General features: G+C 37.3%; 13 protein-coding genes and 1 tRNA gene. 2 read left to right on the plus strand and 12 right to left on the minus strand.

Annotated features, from left to right (window positions below):
- Nucleotides 1-129: 129 nt before the first annotated feature.
- The 7 genes from eno to rpoN all read right to left on the minus strand — a co-directional run bounded on the left by eno (nt 130) and on the right by rpoN (nt 8,737).
- The gene (gene eno / locus EDD72_RS07755) at nt 130-1,416 is read right to left on the minus strand and encodes a phosphopyruvate hydratase (protein WP_132769017.1); all 1,287 of its coding nucleotides are present in this window, start codon (nt 1,414-1,416) and stop codon (nt 130-132) included.
- 182 nt (nt 1,417-1,598) lie between these two features.
- Nucleotides 1,599-3,134: a 2,3-bisphosphoglycerate-independent phosphoglycerate mutase gene (gene gpmI, locus EDD72_RS07760; protein ID WP_132769019.1), complete on the minus strand. Its 1,536-nt coding sequence runs from the start codon at nt 3,132-3,134 to the stop codon at nt 1,599-1,601.
- Nucleotides 3,135-3,161: 27 nt separating this feature from the next.
- A complete protein-coding gene (gene tpiA / locus EDD72_RS07765; RefSeq protein ID WP_132769021.1) occupies nt 3,162-3,908 on the minus strand; it encodes a triose-phosphate isomerase in 747 nt (248 codons plus the stop codon).
- An 8-nt stretch (nt 3,909-3,916) separates the two neighbouring features.
- Nucleotides 3,917-5,101, minus strand: coding sequence for a phosphoglycerate kinase (locus EDD72_RS07770; RefSeq protein WP_132769023.1), 1,185 nt, complete (start codon nt 5,099-5,101; stop codon nt 3,917-3,919).
- Nucleotides 5,102-5,188: 87 nt separating this feature from the next.
- Nucleotides 5,189-6,193 (minus strand): ArsJ-associated glyceraldehyde-3-phosphate dehydrogenase, encoded by a 1,005-nt coding sequence (locus EDD72_RS07775; protein WP_132769025.1) that lies wholly within the window; start codon nt 6,191-6,193, stop codon nt 5,189-5,191.
- A 76-nt stretch (nt 6,194-6,269) separates the two neighbouring features.
- Entirely contained in the window at nt 6,270-7,289 is a 1,020-nt protein-coding gene (locus EDD72_RS07780) for a sugar-binding transcriptional regulator (protein WP_341539469.1), read from the minus strand.
- A 116-nt stretch (nt 7,290-7,405) separates the two neighbouring features.
- Nucleotides 7,406-8,737 carry an RNA polymerase factor sigma-54 gene (gene rpoN / locus EDD72_RS07785; RefSeq protein WP_132769145.1) on the minus strand — a complete coding sequence of 444 codons (1,332 nt, stop codon included), beginning with the start codon at nt 8,735-8,737 and terminating at the stop codon, nt 7,406-7,408.
- A gap of 63 nt (nt 8,738-8,800) precedes the next feature.
- Here rpoN and EDD72_RS07790 point away from each other — a divergent pair.
- Nucleotides 8,801-8,879 (plus strand) — tRNA-Arg (locus EDD72_RS07790).
- A gap of 243 nt (nt 8,880-9,122) precedes the next feature.
- Nucleotides 9,123-9,719, plus strand: coding sequence for an ATP-dependent Clp endopeptidase proteolytic subunit ClpP (gene clpP / locus EDD72_RS07795; protein ID WP_132769027.1), 597 nt, complete (start codon nt 9,123-9,125; stop codon nt 9,717-9,719).
- A 259-nt stretch (nt 9,720-9,978) separates the two neighbouring features.
- Here clpP and cysK read toward each other — a convergent pair whose 3' ends face one another.
- From cysK to rapZ, 5 genes are all read right to left on the minus strand, one after another.
- Nucleotides 9,979-10,905, minus strand: a complete 927-nt coding sequence (cysK, locus tag EDD72_RS07800) for a cysteine synthase A (RefSeq protein ID WP_132769029.1) — start codon at nt 10,903-10,905, stop codon at nt 9,979-9,981.
- 145 nt (nt 10,906-11,050) lie between these two features.
- On the minus strand, nt 11,051-11,308 hold the full coding sequence (locus EDD72_RS07805; protein ID WP_132769031.1) for an HPr family phosphocarrier protein: 258 nt from the start codon (nt 11,306-11,308) through the stop codon (nt 11,051-11,053).
- Nucleotides 11,309-11,362: 54 nt separating this feature from the next.
- Nucleotides 11,363-12,301 (minus strand): DNA-binding protein WhiA, encoded by a 939-nt coding sequence (whiA, locus tag EDD72_RS07810; protein ID WP_132769033.1) that lies wholly within the window; start codon nt 12,299-12,301, stop codon nt 11,363-11,365.
- Nucleotides 12,302-12,310: 9 nt separating this feature from the next.
- Nucleotides 12,311-13,291 (minus strand): gluconeogenesis factor YvcK family protein, encoded by a 981-nt coding sequence (locus EDD72_RS07815; protein WP_132769035.1) that lies wholly within the window; start codon nt 13,289-13,291, stop codon nt 12,311-12,313.
- Between the two features lie 14 nt (nt 13,292-13,305).
- Entirely contained in the window at nt 13,306-14,178 is an 873-nt protein-coding gene (rapZ, locus tag EDD72_RS07820; protein WP_132769037.1) for an RNase adapter RapZ, read from the minus strand.
- Nucleotides 14,179-14,262 lie beyond the last annotated feature (84 nt).

Here is a 14,262-nt window from a genome sequence, read left to right on the forward strand (position 1 = left end):
TCCTAAATTTCCCCCGTTAACCAAGAATTCTATCCCTATTATACAAAAAAACCTGTAGATTTGGCCACTAGTTAGGGACTTTGTCTACAAGCTGAAAGTAGCACTTTAAGAAGTGCTACTTTTTTTGTCTTAGAACTTTAAATTGTAAAAAGCTTTCTTACCACCGTAGCGGCTAATATAAGCCAATTCATCTTCGATGCGTAATAATTGATTGTATTTCGCTACACGATCTGTACGAGATGGTGCACCTGTTTTGATTTGCCCCGCATTGGTTGCTACCGCAATATCCGCAATCGTGGAATCTTCGGTTTCGCCGGAACGGTGAGAAATAACAGCAGTATAACCAGCGCGTTTTGCCATTTCAATCGCATCAAATGTTTCGGTTAAGGTACCAATTTGGTTTACTTTGATTAAGATTGAGTTCGCAGTACCTTTTTCGATTCCTTGAGATAAACGCTCAGTGTTGGTTACAAATAAGTCATCACCAACAAGTTGTACTCTCTTACCTAGACGTTCAGTGAGCTTCTTCCATCCTTCCCAATCATCCTCTGCTAAACCATCTTCAATTGAGATAATTGGATATTTATTTAGAAGCTGCTCATAGAAGTCGATCATCTCATCGGTTGTACGAACGACTCCTTCACCTTCAAAATGATATTTACCATCTTTATAAATTTCACTGGAAGCCACATCAAGAGCAATGTATACATCTTCACCTGGTTTGTAGCCTGCTTTTTCAATCGCTTCAATAATTGTAGAGATTGCTTCTTCGTTGGAAGATAAATTTGGAGCGAATCCACCTTCATCACCAACAGCAGTATTTAATCCTTTTCCTTTTAATACAGATTTTAAGCTATGGAAGATTTCAGCACCCATACGTAATGCTTCACGGAAGCTTTCTGCACCTACTGGCATAACCATGAATTCTTGAATATCTACGTTGTTATCAGCATGTTTACCACCATTTAGAATGTTCATCATTGGAACAGGTAACGTCTTCGCATTGAATCCACCAAGATAAGCATATAATGGTACTCCTAAAGCATCTGCGGCTGCACGAGCTACTGCCATAGATACACCTAGAATAGCATTAGCACCTAATTTACTCTTGTTCGGTGTTCCGTCTAACTGAATGAGATACTCATCAATCCCTACTTGATCGAGAGCATCCATTCCAATGATTTCTGGAGCAATGATGTTGTTTACATTTTCGACAGCTTTTAAAACACCTTTCCCTAGATAACGATCTTTATCACCATCTCTTAATTCAACAGCTTCATGAGCACCAGTAGAGGCACCAGATGGTACAATCGCTCTTCCCATCGCTCCTGATTCAAGAACGACTTCAACTTCAACAGTTGGATTTCCACGTGAATCAAGTACTTCACGTGCATAAACATCAGAAATAATTGTCACAATGTCCACTCCTTAATCACTTTTTTTTAACTAAGACTATGTAGCTAGAATTATGTTTTACAACGCAGCTCCGTCATCCGTGTCTCTCTGATTAATAGAATAAGTGAGAAAGACATTCCTGAAAGTCGCTGCTTATGTAAAAACACAACTCGTAGATTGTAATATAAACAAAAACCTAATTCTTAGATAATGATCGATTTCCCTGTCATTTCTTCAGGTTGTTCAATTCCCAAAATTTTTAGCATCGTTGGGGCAATATCAGCTAATACCCCACCTTCACGAAGTTGTACATCTTTCTTAGTTACAATAAATGGTACAGGATTTGTTGTATGAGAAGTAATTGGATTCCCTTGATCATCTTCCATATGATCCGCATTTCCGTGATCTGCGGTAATCAAAGCTATACCACCTTTAGCTAAAACTGCATCAACGACTTTGCCCAAGTTTTCATCAACAGCCTCAATGGCTCGAATCGTTGGTTCTAATTTTCCTGAATGACCAACCATATCAGGGTTCGCAAAATTTAAGATAATCACATCATGTTTGTCTGCCTCAATTTCTTTTAAGACGGCATCTGTCACTTCATATGCGCTCATCTCAGGTTTCAGGTCATAAGTGGCTACTTTTGGAGATGGAATTAAAATTCTTGTTTCGCCTTCAAATTCAGCCTCACGTCCACCGCTAAAGAAATAGGTAACATGAGGATACTTTTCGGTTTCAGCAATACGTAATTGTTTCAACCCATTACGACTAACGATTTCACCAAACGTATCGTCTAAGTTTGTTGGCTTATAAGCGACATAACCATCTACCGTTTCACTAAAATGGGTTAATGTCACATAATAAACGTTTTTTGGGAATTTATCGCCACGATCAAATCCACGGAAGTCTTTATTTGTAAAGACTTGAGAGATTTGAATCGCACGGTCTGGTCGGAAGTTAAAGAAGATGATAGCATCTTCATCTTCGATCAAGCCAACAGGTCGATCATGATCATCAACGATTACAGTTGGCATCACAAATTCGTCAAATACACTTTTTTCATAGGATTCACGAATCGCCTTGATTGGATCGGTATAATGTGGGCCTTCGCCATAAACCATCGCACGATAGGCTTTTTCCGTACGTTCCCAACGTTTATCACGATCCATTGCGTAATAGCGACCTTGGATCGTTGCAATTTGGCCAACGCCCAGCTGATTCATTTTTTCCTGAAGTTGGCGAATATATTCAATCGCACTATCGGGTGCAACGTCTCTTCCATCTAAGAAGGCATGAACATAAACCTCTTTCACTTCTTCACGTTTTGCCAATTCTAATAGGGCAAATAGATGTTGGATGTGACTATGAACACCTCCATCAGAAACGAGCCCATAAAGATGTAATTTTTTATTTTTTTCTTTCACATGTTGAATGGCATGAAGAAACACTTCATTTTTGAAAAAAGTACCTTCTTCAATCGACTTAGTTACTCTTGTAAGCTCTTGGTAAACAATACGACCAGCTCCAATATTTAAGTGTCCAACTTCAGAATTCCCCATTTGCCCATCTGGTAATCCTACAGACATACCACTAGCACCTAGTTGGGTATGAGGAAATTCACTTAAATAGCGGTCAAAATTCGGCTTATTTGCCTGTGCGATCGCGTTTGCTTTAACTTCATCCCTTAATCCAAATCCATCTAAAATAATCAAAGCGACTGGTTTTGGTCGAGTCATGAACATTCACTCTCCATTCTCAAAAAATTATTTACCACCCTCAACTAATGATTTGAAAGATGTAGGATCTAAGCTAGCTCCCCCGACCAATGCACCATCAATCTCTGGTTGATTCAGATAAGTGCTAATGTTTTCTGGCTTCACACTTCCCCCATATTGAACGCGAACCTCATTAGCTACTTGTTGATCATATTGATCCGCAATGACTTGGCGGATAAAACCAATGACTTCATTTGCATCTTCTGCAGTTGAAGATTTTCCTGTCCCTATCGCCCAAATAGGTTCGTAGGCGATGACTAATTGTTTTACCTGTTCAGAAGCAAGATCTTTGATTGCTGCTATCGTCTGTTTTTTGACAATTTCTTTTGTTTTACCTGCTTCTCGTTCTTCTAATTTTTCGCCCACACAAACAATCGGAGTAATTCCATGTTTAAATGCAGCGTGGACGCGTTTATTAACGGTTTCATCTGTTTCACCAAACATTTCTCGACGTTCAGAATGTCCGATTATTGCATATTCAACTCTCAATTCTTTTAACATTAATGGGCTAATTTCACCAGTAAAAGCACCTGTTTCTGCCCAGTGAATATTTTGAGAGCCAATCTTTATATAATCTCCTATATTTTCTTTAACGATAGCTAGGTCTGTATAAGGAACACATAAAACAGCTTCCACACCATCAACTGCGAAGTCTTTTATTTCATCTAAAAATGCTTTTGTTTCCACAATTGTTTTATTCATTTTCCAATTGCCAGCGATAATTGGAGTACGCATTTTATCACCTATTCCTTATCATTTAATGCTACAACACCGGGTAATTCTTTACCCTCCATAAACTCCAGTGAAGCTCCACCTCCTGTTGAAATATGCGTCATTTGGTCGGCATAACCTGCTTTTTCAACAGCAGCAGCTGAATCTCCACCACCAATAATCGTTGTTGCATTTGTCTTTGCCATAGCTTCTGCTATCGCATTGGTTCCCTTGGCAAAAGCATCCATTTCAAATACACCCATTGGCCCATTCCAGATGACCAACTTAGAATCCATGATCACTTGTTGATATAATTCTACTGTTTTCGGACCGATATCTAGAGCTTCCCAATCTGCAGGTATTTCTGTAATATCAACGACCTTAGTATTCGCATTTTCAGAAAATTCATCAGCGACAACTGCATCGATTGGCATTAAGAAACGAACACCGTTTTCCTTTGCTTTTTCCATAAATGATTTAGCAAGTTCAATTTTATCCTCTTCTAGAAGTGATTTTCCGATTTCATGTCCTTGGGCTTTGACAAAGGTATACGCTAAACCGCCACCTATAATTAAATTATCAACTTTTTCTAATAAATTTTCAATCACTCCGATTTTATCTTTAACCTTTGCTCCACCAATAATTGCTGTAAATGGACGTTCTGGATTAGATAATGCTTTACCCAATATTTCAATCTCTTTTAGCATCAAGAAACCAGCAACTGCAGGAAGATAGTGCGCGATCCCTTCAGTTGACGCATGTGCGCGGTGAGCAGCACCAAACGCATCATTTACATAGACATCGGCTAATTCTGCAAAAGCTTTGGCTAACTCTGGATCATTTTTTTCTTCACCTGCATAAAAACGTACATTTTCTAGTAAAATCACATCTCCATCATTCATTGCAGCAATCGCAGCTTTTACATTTTCGCCAATCGCTTCATCCAGCTTCTTTACCTCTTTTCCTAAAAGTTCGGAAAGTCTTTTCGCAACAGGGGTTAATCTCATTTCTTCAACAACTTTCCCTTTAGGTCTACCTAGATGACTCGCTAAGATTGCTTTTCCACCCTGATCAATAATGTACTGAATGGTAGGTACTGCTGCTTTGATACGGGTATCATCTGTGATTTGCCCTTCTTGCATTGGGACATTGAAATCAACGCGACAAAAAACTCTTTTTCCCCTCAAATCAATATCGCGAACGGATTTCTTATTCATTCTTTCATTCCTCCTAATGAAGCATTGAAGAGGAGAATTAGCATCTCCTCTTTTGCACAATACTTTATAATTATTCTCTATTTATCGTTAAATCCCTTTTTTTGCAATATAAGCTGCTAAGTCAACAACACGGTTAGAATAACCCCATTCATTGTCATACCAAGAAACTACTTTTACCATCGAACCCTCCATAACCATCGTGGAAAGAGCATCGATACTAGAAGAATGTGGATCGTGATTATAATCAATGGAGACTAATGGTTCCTCGGAATATTGAAGAATTCCTTTTAATTCTCCTTCTGCAGCTTTCTTTAATGCAGCATTTACTTCTTCAACCGTTACCTCTTTTTCAAGTTCTGCTACTAAATCAACGACAGACACATTTGCAGTAGGTACACGCATTGCAAATCCATTTAATTTGCCTTTTAATTCTGGTAAAACAAGGGAAACAGCTTTTGCGGCACCAGTCGTTGTAGGGATAATGGACATTGCCGCTGCACGGGCACGACGATAATCTTTATGTGGTAAGTCTAAAATTTGTTGATCGTTGGTATAAGAGTGAACAGTTGTCATCAAACCGCGCTTGATTCCAAAATTCTCATGGAGTACTTTTGCAAATGGTGCAAGACAGTTTGTTGTACAAGAAGCATTAGAGATAATGTGATGTTTTGCTGGGTCATATTTTTCATGGTTTACACCCATAACAACGGTAATATCTTCATTTTTCGCTGGGGCAGAAATGATAACCTTCTTAGCACCTGCTTCTAAATGTTTCTTAGCATCTTCAGCATTGGTAAAACGTCCAGTAGACTCAACGACAATTTCTACTCCAAGTTCTTTCCAAGGAAGATTGGCAGGATCTCTTTCAGCAATAACTTTTACCAATTTTCCGTCTACAGTAAATCCACCTTCAACTACCTCAACTTTTGCATCAAGTTTACCATGAACAGAGTCATATTTTAAAAGATGAGCTAACATTTTTGCATCTGTTAAATCATTTACGGCAACAACTTCAATATCTGGATTGTTTAATGCCGCACGGAAAACATTTCTACCAATACGACCAAAACCATTAATTCCAACTTTCACCATAAAAAATTCCTCCTTGTAATATTAATAATTTAGTGAAAAAACTATACTAAAATCTATAAAGATAGATGTATAGTTGTTATAGAAGATTAAGAATCTCTCTAGCAGCTCCTTCATCTGTTACCAACATTTGTTTAATATTATGACGGAGAACAGACAATATCGCTCTAGCTTTATTTTTTCCTCCCGCAACGGCAATAATATATGGGATATGCGCGAGATCATCAAGGGTTAATCCGATTGTCTTCATTTTATAGACAATGTCCCCCTCTTGATCAAAATAGTAACCAAATGCTTCACCAACTGCTTTTTTCTTTTCAAGTAGTTGCATAACCTCAGTAGGCATTCTTCTGCGAATTCCCATAATTTTAGCTTGTCCAACCCCATGAACCACCATTCGAGCTGAACGAATCACCGATAAAATTTCTTGAACATATTCTTCATTCATCAGCGAATGATAAGCTTCTTCACTGAGTTGATCTGGTATATGGAGTAACCGATATGATCCCCCCGTTTTTTTGGCCATAGTAGAGACTAATGTATTGGCCAAATATTCATGATTTTCACCTATCCCTCCTCGGGCTGGAACAAATAATACAGAATGTAAATGTGGGAATTCAGGCATCATCTCTGCTACTTCAGCGATTGTTGAACCACCTGTTAAAGCAACAATATCATTCTCTTCGATATATTGTCTCATCAAATAGGCGGTCGCTTTACCAATTTCTTTCTTTACTAATGGATCATGATCAACGTCTCCTGGAATGATAATAACCTTCTTAAGTTGAAGTTTATTTTCCAACTCTTTTTCTAAATCGTTCAAACCAAATAATTTTTTGATGTATGGGGAAACTTTATGTAAAACTTCAACTCCATCTTGGCTCAATTTCATACCAATATTATCCACATCGATAAGACCTTGTTGTTTTAAAAAATCAACTTCGGCACGTAATATTCGTTCGCTAATTCCAAGGGACTGAGACAAACTTCTTCTTCCTATGGGTTGCATCATCGAGATAAGATGCAATATCTTATAACGTTTTTTCATTTCTTCTAATATATCAGGTACTAATTTTAATTGAAGTTGTAATAAATCCAATGTAAACGTCCCCTTGGTCTAAAATAGTCCCGCATTTACATATTATGTCCCACTAAGAGTAAAAAAAATTCATTTCTCTTAATCATCATAGCGAGAAACGAATCAATTGGCAACCCCTAATTATATCTTTTTCTTTTGGCTGAGGATGGAATCTCAAGCTCTTCTCTATATTTCGCAACCGTTCTTCGCGAAATTTCCACCCCTTTTTGGTTTAAAAGCTCTGTTAGTTTTTGATCAGAATAAGGCTTTCTTTTGTCCTCATTTTCGATCAATTCCTGAAGTTGTCTTTTCACTTCATTCACAGATGTGAATTCACCGTTTTTTGCTGTGATACCATGAGTAAAAAAGAATTTGAGTTCAAAGGTTCCCTTTGGTGTTTGAACATATTTATTTGCGATCGCTCGACTGACGGTTGACTCATGAATTCCTGTTTTTTCAGCAATATCTTTTAATGTTAGCGGTTTCAACCGATGAGTAGTAAAAAAATCCTTTTGTACTTCGATAATTTCTCTTGTTACCCTATATAGAGTATCTCTTCTCCTCTCAATACTTTTGATTAACCATGTAGCTTGATTCCATTTATCCATGACAAATTTCACTGCTTCTACATTCATCTGCCGATCTTCAATGAATTTGGAATAATAAGGATTCATCCGAAGTCTGGGAACAAGTGTATCATTCACAATGATAATCCATTCTCCTTCTACTTCTTCTACAAAGATATCAGGTAATATATAACGGGTTTGCCCTTTTTCAAAGCCGAAAACTGGCTTTGGTTTCAATGTTTTTATCAAATCGGCAATTTGTTGTACTTCTTCTGGAGAAATTTTCATTTTTCGGGCGATTTTCGTAAATTTCTTTTCTCCTAAATCTGTTAAGTGGTGTTCTACAACTTGAATTGCTTTTTCGTCGTAAGGCTCCATCTGTTTTAATTGAATAAGCAAAAATTCTCGTAGATCTCTTGAACCGATTCCAATAGGATCAAAAGACTTTAACAACGTAAGCATTTGCTCTACTTCTTCCTCTTGTACCTTTAATATTTCTGCTACTTCACGTAATGACATAGTAAAATAACCCAGTTCATCAAGATTGCCGATTAAGAATGCTAAGATTTGTAACTTTTTGGCGTCTAAATTTAAAAGTCTTCCTTGTTGCAATAAATATTCTTCCAAGTTATCTTCTGGTGAAGCAATTGTATCCCATATATTTCTTCCTTCATCATTCGAATGAGCAACTGATGGAATCCCTCGACTATTTTGATAGAGATAACGATACCGTTCCCATTCTCTCTCATCAATATCAAGGACAGGGTTTTCTATGATCTGTTCTTGAATATACTCCATCAACTCAATTGCTGGATACTGTAAAATAGTAATTGCTTGGCGTAATTCAGGAGTCATCATCAGTTTTTGTGTTTGTTGTTGATAAAGACCATAATCCATCTGCATCATATCACCTATTTAAAGTTGATTTTTCTTTTCACTAATTGTATAATAAATTTTGTTTTAATTGCGCTCGTAGCTCAGTTGGATAGAGCACTGGCCTCCGGAGCCAGGTTTTGCGGGGGTTCGAGTCCCTCCGAGCGCGCCATTTTTTATATAATAAAATTACATAACGAATCGTTGGAAAATGGAGCTTTTAAAAAAGCTCTTTTTTTATACATCACAAACTTATTTCTTGTAGGTTTATTTTATCAAAACAAGTCAAAAATAGTGATGGTAAATTTAATCACACTTAATCTTTGACCTTTACTGACCAATGATGTATGATAAGAATATAGAAACATATTCTATAGAATGAAAGAAACTTTCTGAAAAAGGAGGAGCTCATTGAATGAGTTATTTTGTACCATATGTCATTGAACAAACGAACCGTGGGGAACGTGCTTATGACATCTACTCAAGATTGTTAAAAGACCGAATCATCTTTTTAGGTAGTCCGATTGATGATGTTGTAGCAAATTCTGTCGTTGCCCAATTATTATTCCTAGAATCCGAAAATCCTGATAAAGACATTTATCTATATATCAACTCTCCAGGGGGATCAATCACTGCTGGAATGGCGATCTATGATACGATGCAATTTATTAAAGCTGACGTGTCTACGATTGCCGTTGGAATGGCTGCATCAATGGGAGCATTTCTCTTAGCTGCTGGAGCAAAAGGAAAACGGTTTGCTTTACCTAACAGTGAAGTGATGATTCATCAACCTCTCGGCGGAGCACAAGGTCAAGCAAGTGATATTGAAATCCATGCGAGACGTATCCTCGAAATGAAAAAACGCTTAAATCAAATTCTAAGTGAACGAACTGGGCAACCGCTTGAGAGAATCGAAAGAGATACAGATCGTGACAATTTCCTTACAGCTGAAGAAGCAAAAGCATATGGATTAATCGATGATATTATTACTTCAGCTCCAAAAGCGAAGTAAACCATATCTTTATAATCTTGTGTGATCTAAAAGCTGCGACTTTAGCAAGCAATTTTCCAACCATCTGTTTATTCAAGCAAAACCGTAAGGTTAGAGCAGTGTTAGATCATACAAGGCTAGACCATCGTTTCTGGCTTCTACGTTCTATAAGTGTTAGAACATAAAAGCTACGAAGATGAGAGTTTGTATACTCCAACGCAATAACTCCAAACTAAAAAAGGTTAGGTTCTAATTTTCGAACCTAACCTTTTCTTATTTCTTATCTTTGATCCTCAAAATTATAAAGTGGCGTACTGAGATAACGTTCACCGTTGCTTGGAGAGATGACCACAACATTTTTCCCTTTCCCTAAACGAATCGCAACTTTTTTCGCTGCAAATACAGCGGCACCAGTTGAAATCCCCCCCAGAATTCCTTCTGTCCTCGCTAATTCTCTAGCAGTTTCAAATGCTTCTTCGGTGGTAACTTGAATCACTTCATCATAAATTTCCGTATTCAATGTTTTTGGAATAAATCCTGCCCCTAAACCTTGTAATTTGTGAGGTCCTGGTTTTCCCCCAGATAAAACAGGGGAATCCTTTGGTTCGATGCCAATAATCTGAATATGAGGAACTCGTTCTTTTAACACTTCACCAACTCCAGTAATTGTACCACCTGTTCCGATACCGGCTACAAAGGCATCGATTTTCCCATCCATTTGCTCAAGAATTTCCTTTGCAGTGGTTAATCGATGTACTTTGGGGTTAGAAGGATTTTCAAATTGGCGTAATAAAAAGTACCCTTTCTCTTTCGCTAGATTCTCAGCCACTTTCACTGCCCCAGACATTCCCTCAGTTCCAGGGGTCAAAATCAGTTTTGCCCCGTAAGCGCGTAAAAGATTTTTCCGCTCATTACTCATTGTTTCCGGCATTACAATAATTGTATGATAACCCCTAGCAGCAGCTACCATTGCGGCTCCAATTCCTGTATTTCCACTTGTTGCCTCAATAATCGTGTCTCCTGGTTTTAATTTTCCCTCTGCCTCTGCATCCAGAATCATTTGTAAAGCAATACGGTCTTTCACACTACCTCCAGGATTCATGAACTCTAATTTTATATAAATATCTGCAGAATTTTCATCATGATGTTGTAATTTAACAATTGGAGTTTGTCCAATTAATTCGACAATACTATTGACTACGTTCATTTTCTCCCATATCTCCTTTTCTCTTATTTGGGATTATACTAATACGATGTTTCATCCATGTCAATGAACCAATGTGTTGTAATGAAAAAAGCTGTGAAGACCACAGCATTTTCCCACTTATTATTCTATTTATTATAACCATTTATTATTCCTCTTTACTTAACAATTCAGTCAAGTTTTCAACTGCTTGTTGTTCATCACTACCATCAGCAATAATTGTAATTTCCGCTCCTGTATTAATCGCTAAACTCATAATTCCCATAATGCTTTTCGCATTTACTCTCTTATCTTCTCTTTCAACCATAATTTCAGAAGAATACCGATTTGCCTCTTGAACAAATAATGCTGCAGGTCTAGCACGCAAGCCCGTCTTTAATTTTACAACAACTGTTTTTTTGATCATTATTTACGTCCCCCTATCGTCTTTTACTTATTATACCATGACTTTAGCAAATAATTACAGATGGCCCCGCAATTTGTTCGCTAATTCTTCTAATTTACGTAACCGATGATTTATCCCTGATTTGCTTACTTTTCCACTTGGAAGCAGTTGCCCTAATTCGGTAAGATTTAATTCAGGATAACGCAAACGCAATTCTGCAATTTCTTTTAATTTCACAGGTAAATTCTCTAAACCAATTTCTTTCTCGATTAATTTTATATTTTCAATCTGCCTCATCGCAGCCCCTATCGTCTTATTCAAGTTCGCAGTTTCACAATTGACCAAACGATTCACAGAATTCCGCATATCTTTTACAATTCGTGCATCCTCAAATTTGAATAGCGCTTGATGTGCACCAATATTGCTAAGAAATTCAGTTATTTTTTCTCCTTCTTTAATGTACATAAAAAAACCTTTTTTGCGCTCTGTCCATTTGGCATTTAACCCAAATTCATTACATAATTTACAAAGATCAATAACATGGTTATAATCATTTGATGAAATTTCTAAATGGTAAGACGAGCTTTCTGGATGATTGATTGAACCACCTGCTAAAAATGCGCCGCGAAGATAAGCTCTTTTACTGTCAGTGTCTGGAACAATTGTTCTTTTAATCCCTGGATAAAAAGTAAATCCACTTTCAACAATCGCAAGTTCTTCTAGGATCTCTTCTACTTTAATTGGAACACGGACAAGATAAATATTGTTTTTCTTTAATCGCATCTTTTTTCGAACTAATAATTCAGCATGGATCTGAAAAAGCTCTTTAATTAAAGTATATATCTTTCTCGCAATTGCCGCATTTTCTGTCATAATCTCTAATTTAAAACGTTGATTACTAACCTGTACGCTTCCATTCATTTTTACAATTGCAGATAGCTCCGCTAATTTCGACTTCCGATTTTCTCCAAAAACATAGGTGAGTTCCTTCTTTGTTTCTGAGGCAAAGGACATAGGATCACCTCAATTCTTTTCACTCGATTGATTTCCTTTACCTTCCAAGATCATGATGATTCGATCACTTAATTTATCTGCATTATGGCGTAGATAAGTATTATATTTTAAGAATTGATCTGCAACGACTTTATACCCTTGTGATTCTAGAATCTCAATATTCGCTTTTACTGGCTCTGCACCCTGTTGACGATAGCGTTCTATCATTTTAGCTGGAATTTTCCCATTTTGGACAATCACATAATCAATAAAACGCTCTCCAACATGTTTTTCCACGGCCTTTACGTGATCAATGGCTTGATAATGATCCGTTTCTCCAGGTTGGGTCATTACATTACAAATAAAAATTTTTTTCCCTTTAGCTGCGAGTATCGCATCTTTTATACCCTTTACGAGAAGATTTGGAATAATACTTGTATAGAGACTACCTGGACCGATTAAAATCGCATCTGCCTTTTGGATTGCTTCAATGGCCTCATCCAATGGTTCTACATCATGAGGTACAATATATACCTGTTTAATCGATTTACCCGTTGTTGGTATTCTTGACTCCCCTTTTATCCTCGTCCCATCCGTAAATTCTGCAATGAGTGAGACTTGTTGCAATGTTGCGGGGAGTACTTTCCCTTTGACAGCCAATACACGACTTAACTCTTTGATCGCAGAAACAAAATCTCCAGTCATGTCTTGTAAAGCAGCAAGTAATAAATTGCCCAGATTATGCCCAGCAAGACCTTCTCCTTGTTGAAAGCGATATTGTAAAACTTTTTCTAACAAAGGTTCTGTATCGGCAAGAGAAATCAGAACATTACGAATATCCCCTGGTGGAAGCATATCTAACTGATCACGTAATTTGCCCGAACTGCCCCCATCATCAGCAACCGTTACAATCGCTGTGATATCAAGATTTTTTTTCTTTAATCCTCTTAAGATGGCTGATAGCCCGGTCCCTCCACCTATGGCCACCACCTTATGTTGTTTCGATTCCATTGATTTTTGACTCCTCATCGGTCTTTTTCTATATCTCTATGTTGAACGCTTACATTCCATTCTTTTTCAAGTGAGTGGGCAATATATTCTGCAATTGCCACCGAACGGTGTTTTCCACCTGTACAGCCAATGGCAATCACAAGTTGACTTTTTCCCTCTTTTTGATACTTCGGTACAAGGAAATGGAGAAAATCCTTTAATTTCGTAATAAACTCTTGGGTTTCCGGCCATTTCATCACATATTCATAGACAGGCTGATCGAGACCTGTTTGCGGACGTAAAGAATCTACATAATGAGGATTAGCTAAAAAGCGAACATCAAAAACAAGATCCGCATCGATCGGTATTCCATATTTAAACCCAAAAGAAACCACATGAACCGACAAACGATTTTTTTCAATCTCACCAAAACGAGCAAGGATTTTTTCTCTTAATTGACTTGGTTTTAATGCACTTGTATCAATAAGATCATTTGCTTTTCCTTTTAATTCTTCTAATAATTTTCTTTCTGCTGTAATGCCTTCTATCGGTGATGTCTTTGAAGATAAAGGATGTCTTCTTCTGGTTTCTTTGTATCTACGTACCAGTGTCTTATCATCAGCATCTAAAAAGAGAATTTGATAGCGAATATTTTCATTTTGGTCTAACGCCTTCAAAGATTCTGATAGGTTCTCAAAAAACTCACGGCCCCTTAAATCGATCACCAAAGCAACTCGATTAATTTTCCCACCTGATTGGATCATTAAATCAACAAAAGTAGGAATAAAGACAGGTGGTAAATTATCTACACAAAAAAATCCAATATCCTCTAAACTTTGAATGGCAACTGTTTTCCCCGCACCTGACATACCCGTAATGATAATTAAATGAATTGGACCCTCACTCATTCTGTTCACCCTCATCTTTCTTAGCTATCTACCATTATAATATCAAACTTATATTGTGAAAACATTCGTTAGCTTTTGTGATTC

The sequence above is a fragment of the Tepidibacillus fermentans genome (assembly GCF_004342885.1).
Classification (GTDB): domain Bacteria; phylum Bacillota; class Bacilli; order Tepidibacillales; family Tepidibacillaceae; genus Tepidibacillus; species Tepidibacillus fermentans.

Bases quoted from the DNA above. Each gene is read 5' to 3' on its own strand.
- clpP (WP_132769027.1), top strand. From the start codon at position 9,123: ATGAGTTATTTTGTACCATATGTCATTGAACAAACGAACCGTGGGGAA.
- tpiA (WP_132769021.1), bottom strand. From the start codon at position 3,908: ATGCGTACTCCAATTATCGCTGGCAATTGGAAAATGAATAAAACAATT.
- rapZ (WP_132769037.1), bottom strand. From the start codon at position 14,178: ATGAGTGAGGGTCCAATTCATTTAATTATCATTACGGGTATGTCAGGT.
- whiA (WP_132769033.1), bottom strand. From the start codon at position 12,301: ATGTCCTTTGCCTCAGAAACAAAGAAGGAACTCACCTATGTTTTTGGA.
- cysK (WP_132769029.1), bottom strand. From the start codon at position 10,905: ATGAACGTAGTCAATAGTATTGTCGAATTAATTGGACAAACTCCAATT.
- EDD72_RS07775 (WP_132769025.1), bottom strand. From the start codon at position 6,193: ATGGTGAAAGTTGGAATTAATGGTTTTGGTCGTATTGGTAGAAATGTT.
- EDD72_RS07805 (WP_132769031.1), bottom strand. From the start codon at position 11,308: ATGATCAAAAAAACAGTTGTTGTAAAATTAAAGACGGGCTTGCGTGCT.
- rpoN (WP_132769145.1), bottom strand. From the start codon at position 8,737: ATGCAGATGGATTATGGTCTTTATCAACAACAAACACAAAAACTGATG.
- EDD72_RS07770 (WP_132769023.1), bottom strand. From the start codon at position 5,101: ATGAATAAGAAATCCGTTCGCGATATTGATTTGAGGGGAAAAAGAGTT.
- gpmI (WP_132769019.1), bottom strand. From the start codon at position 3,134: ATGACTCGACCAAAACCAGTCGCTTTGATTATTTTAGATGGATTTGGA.
- EDD72_RS07815 (WP_132769035.1), bottom strand. From the start codon at position 13,291: ATGGAATCGAAACAACATAAGGTGGTGGCCATAGGTGGAGGGACCGGG.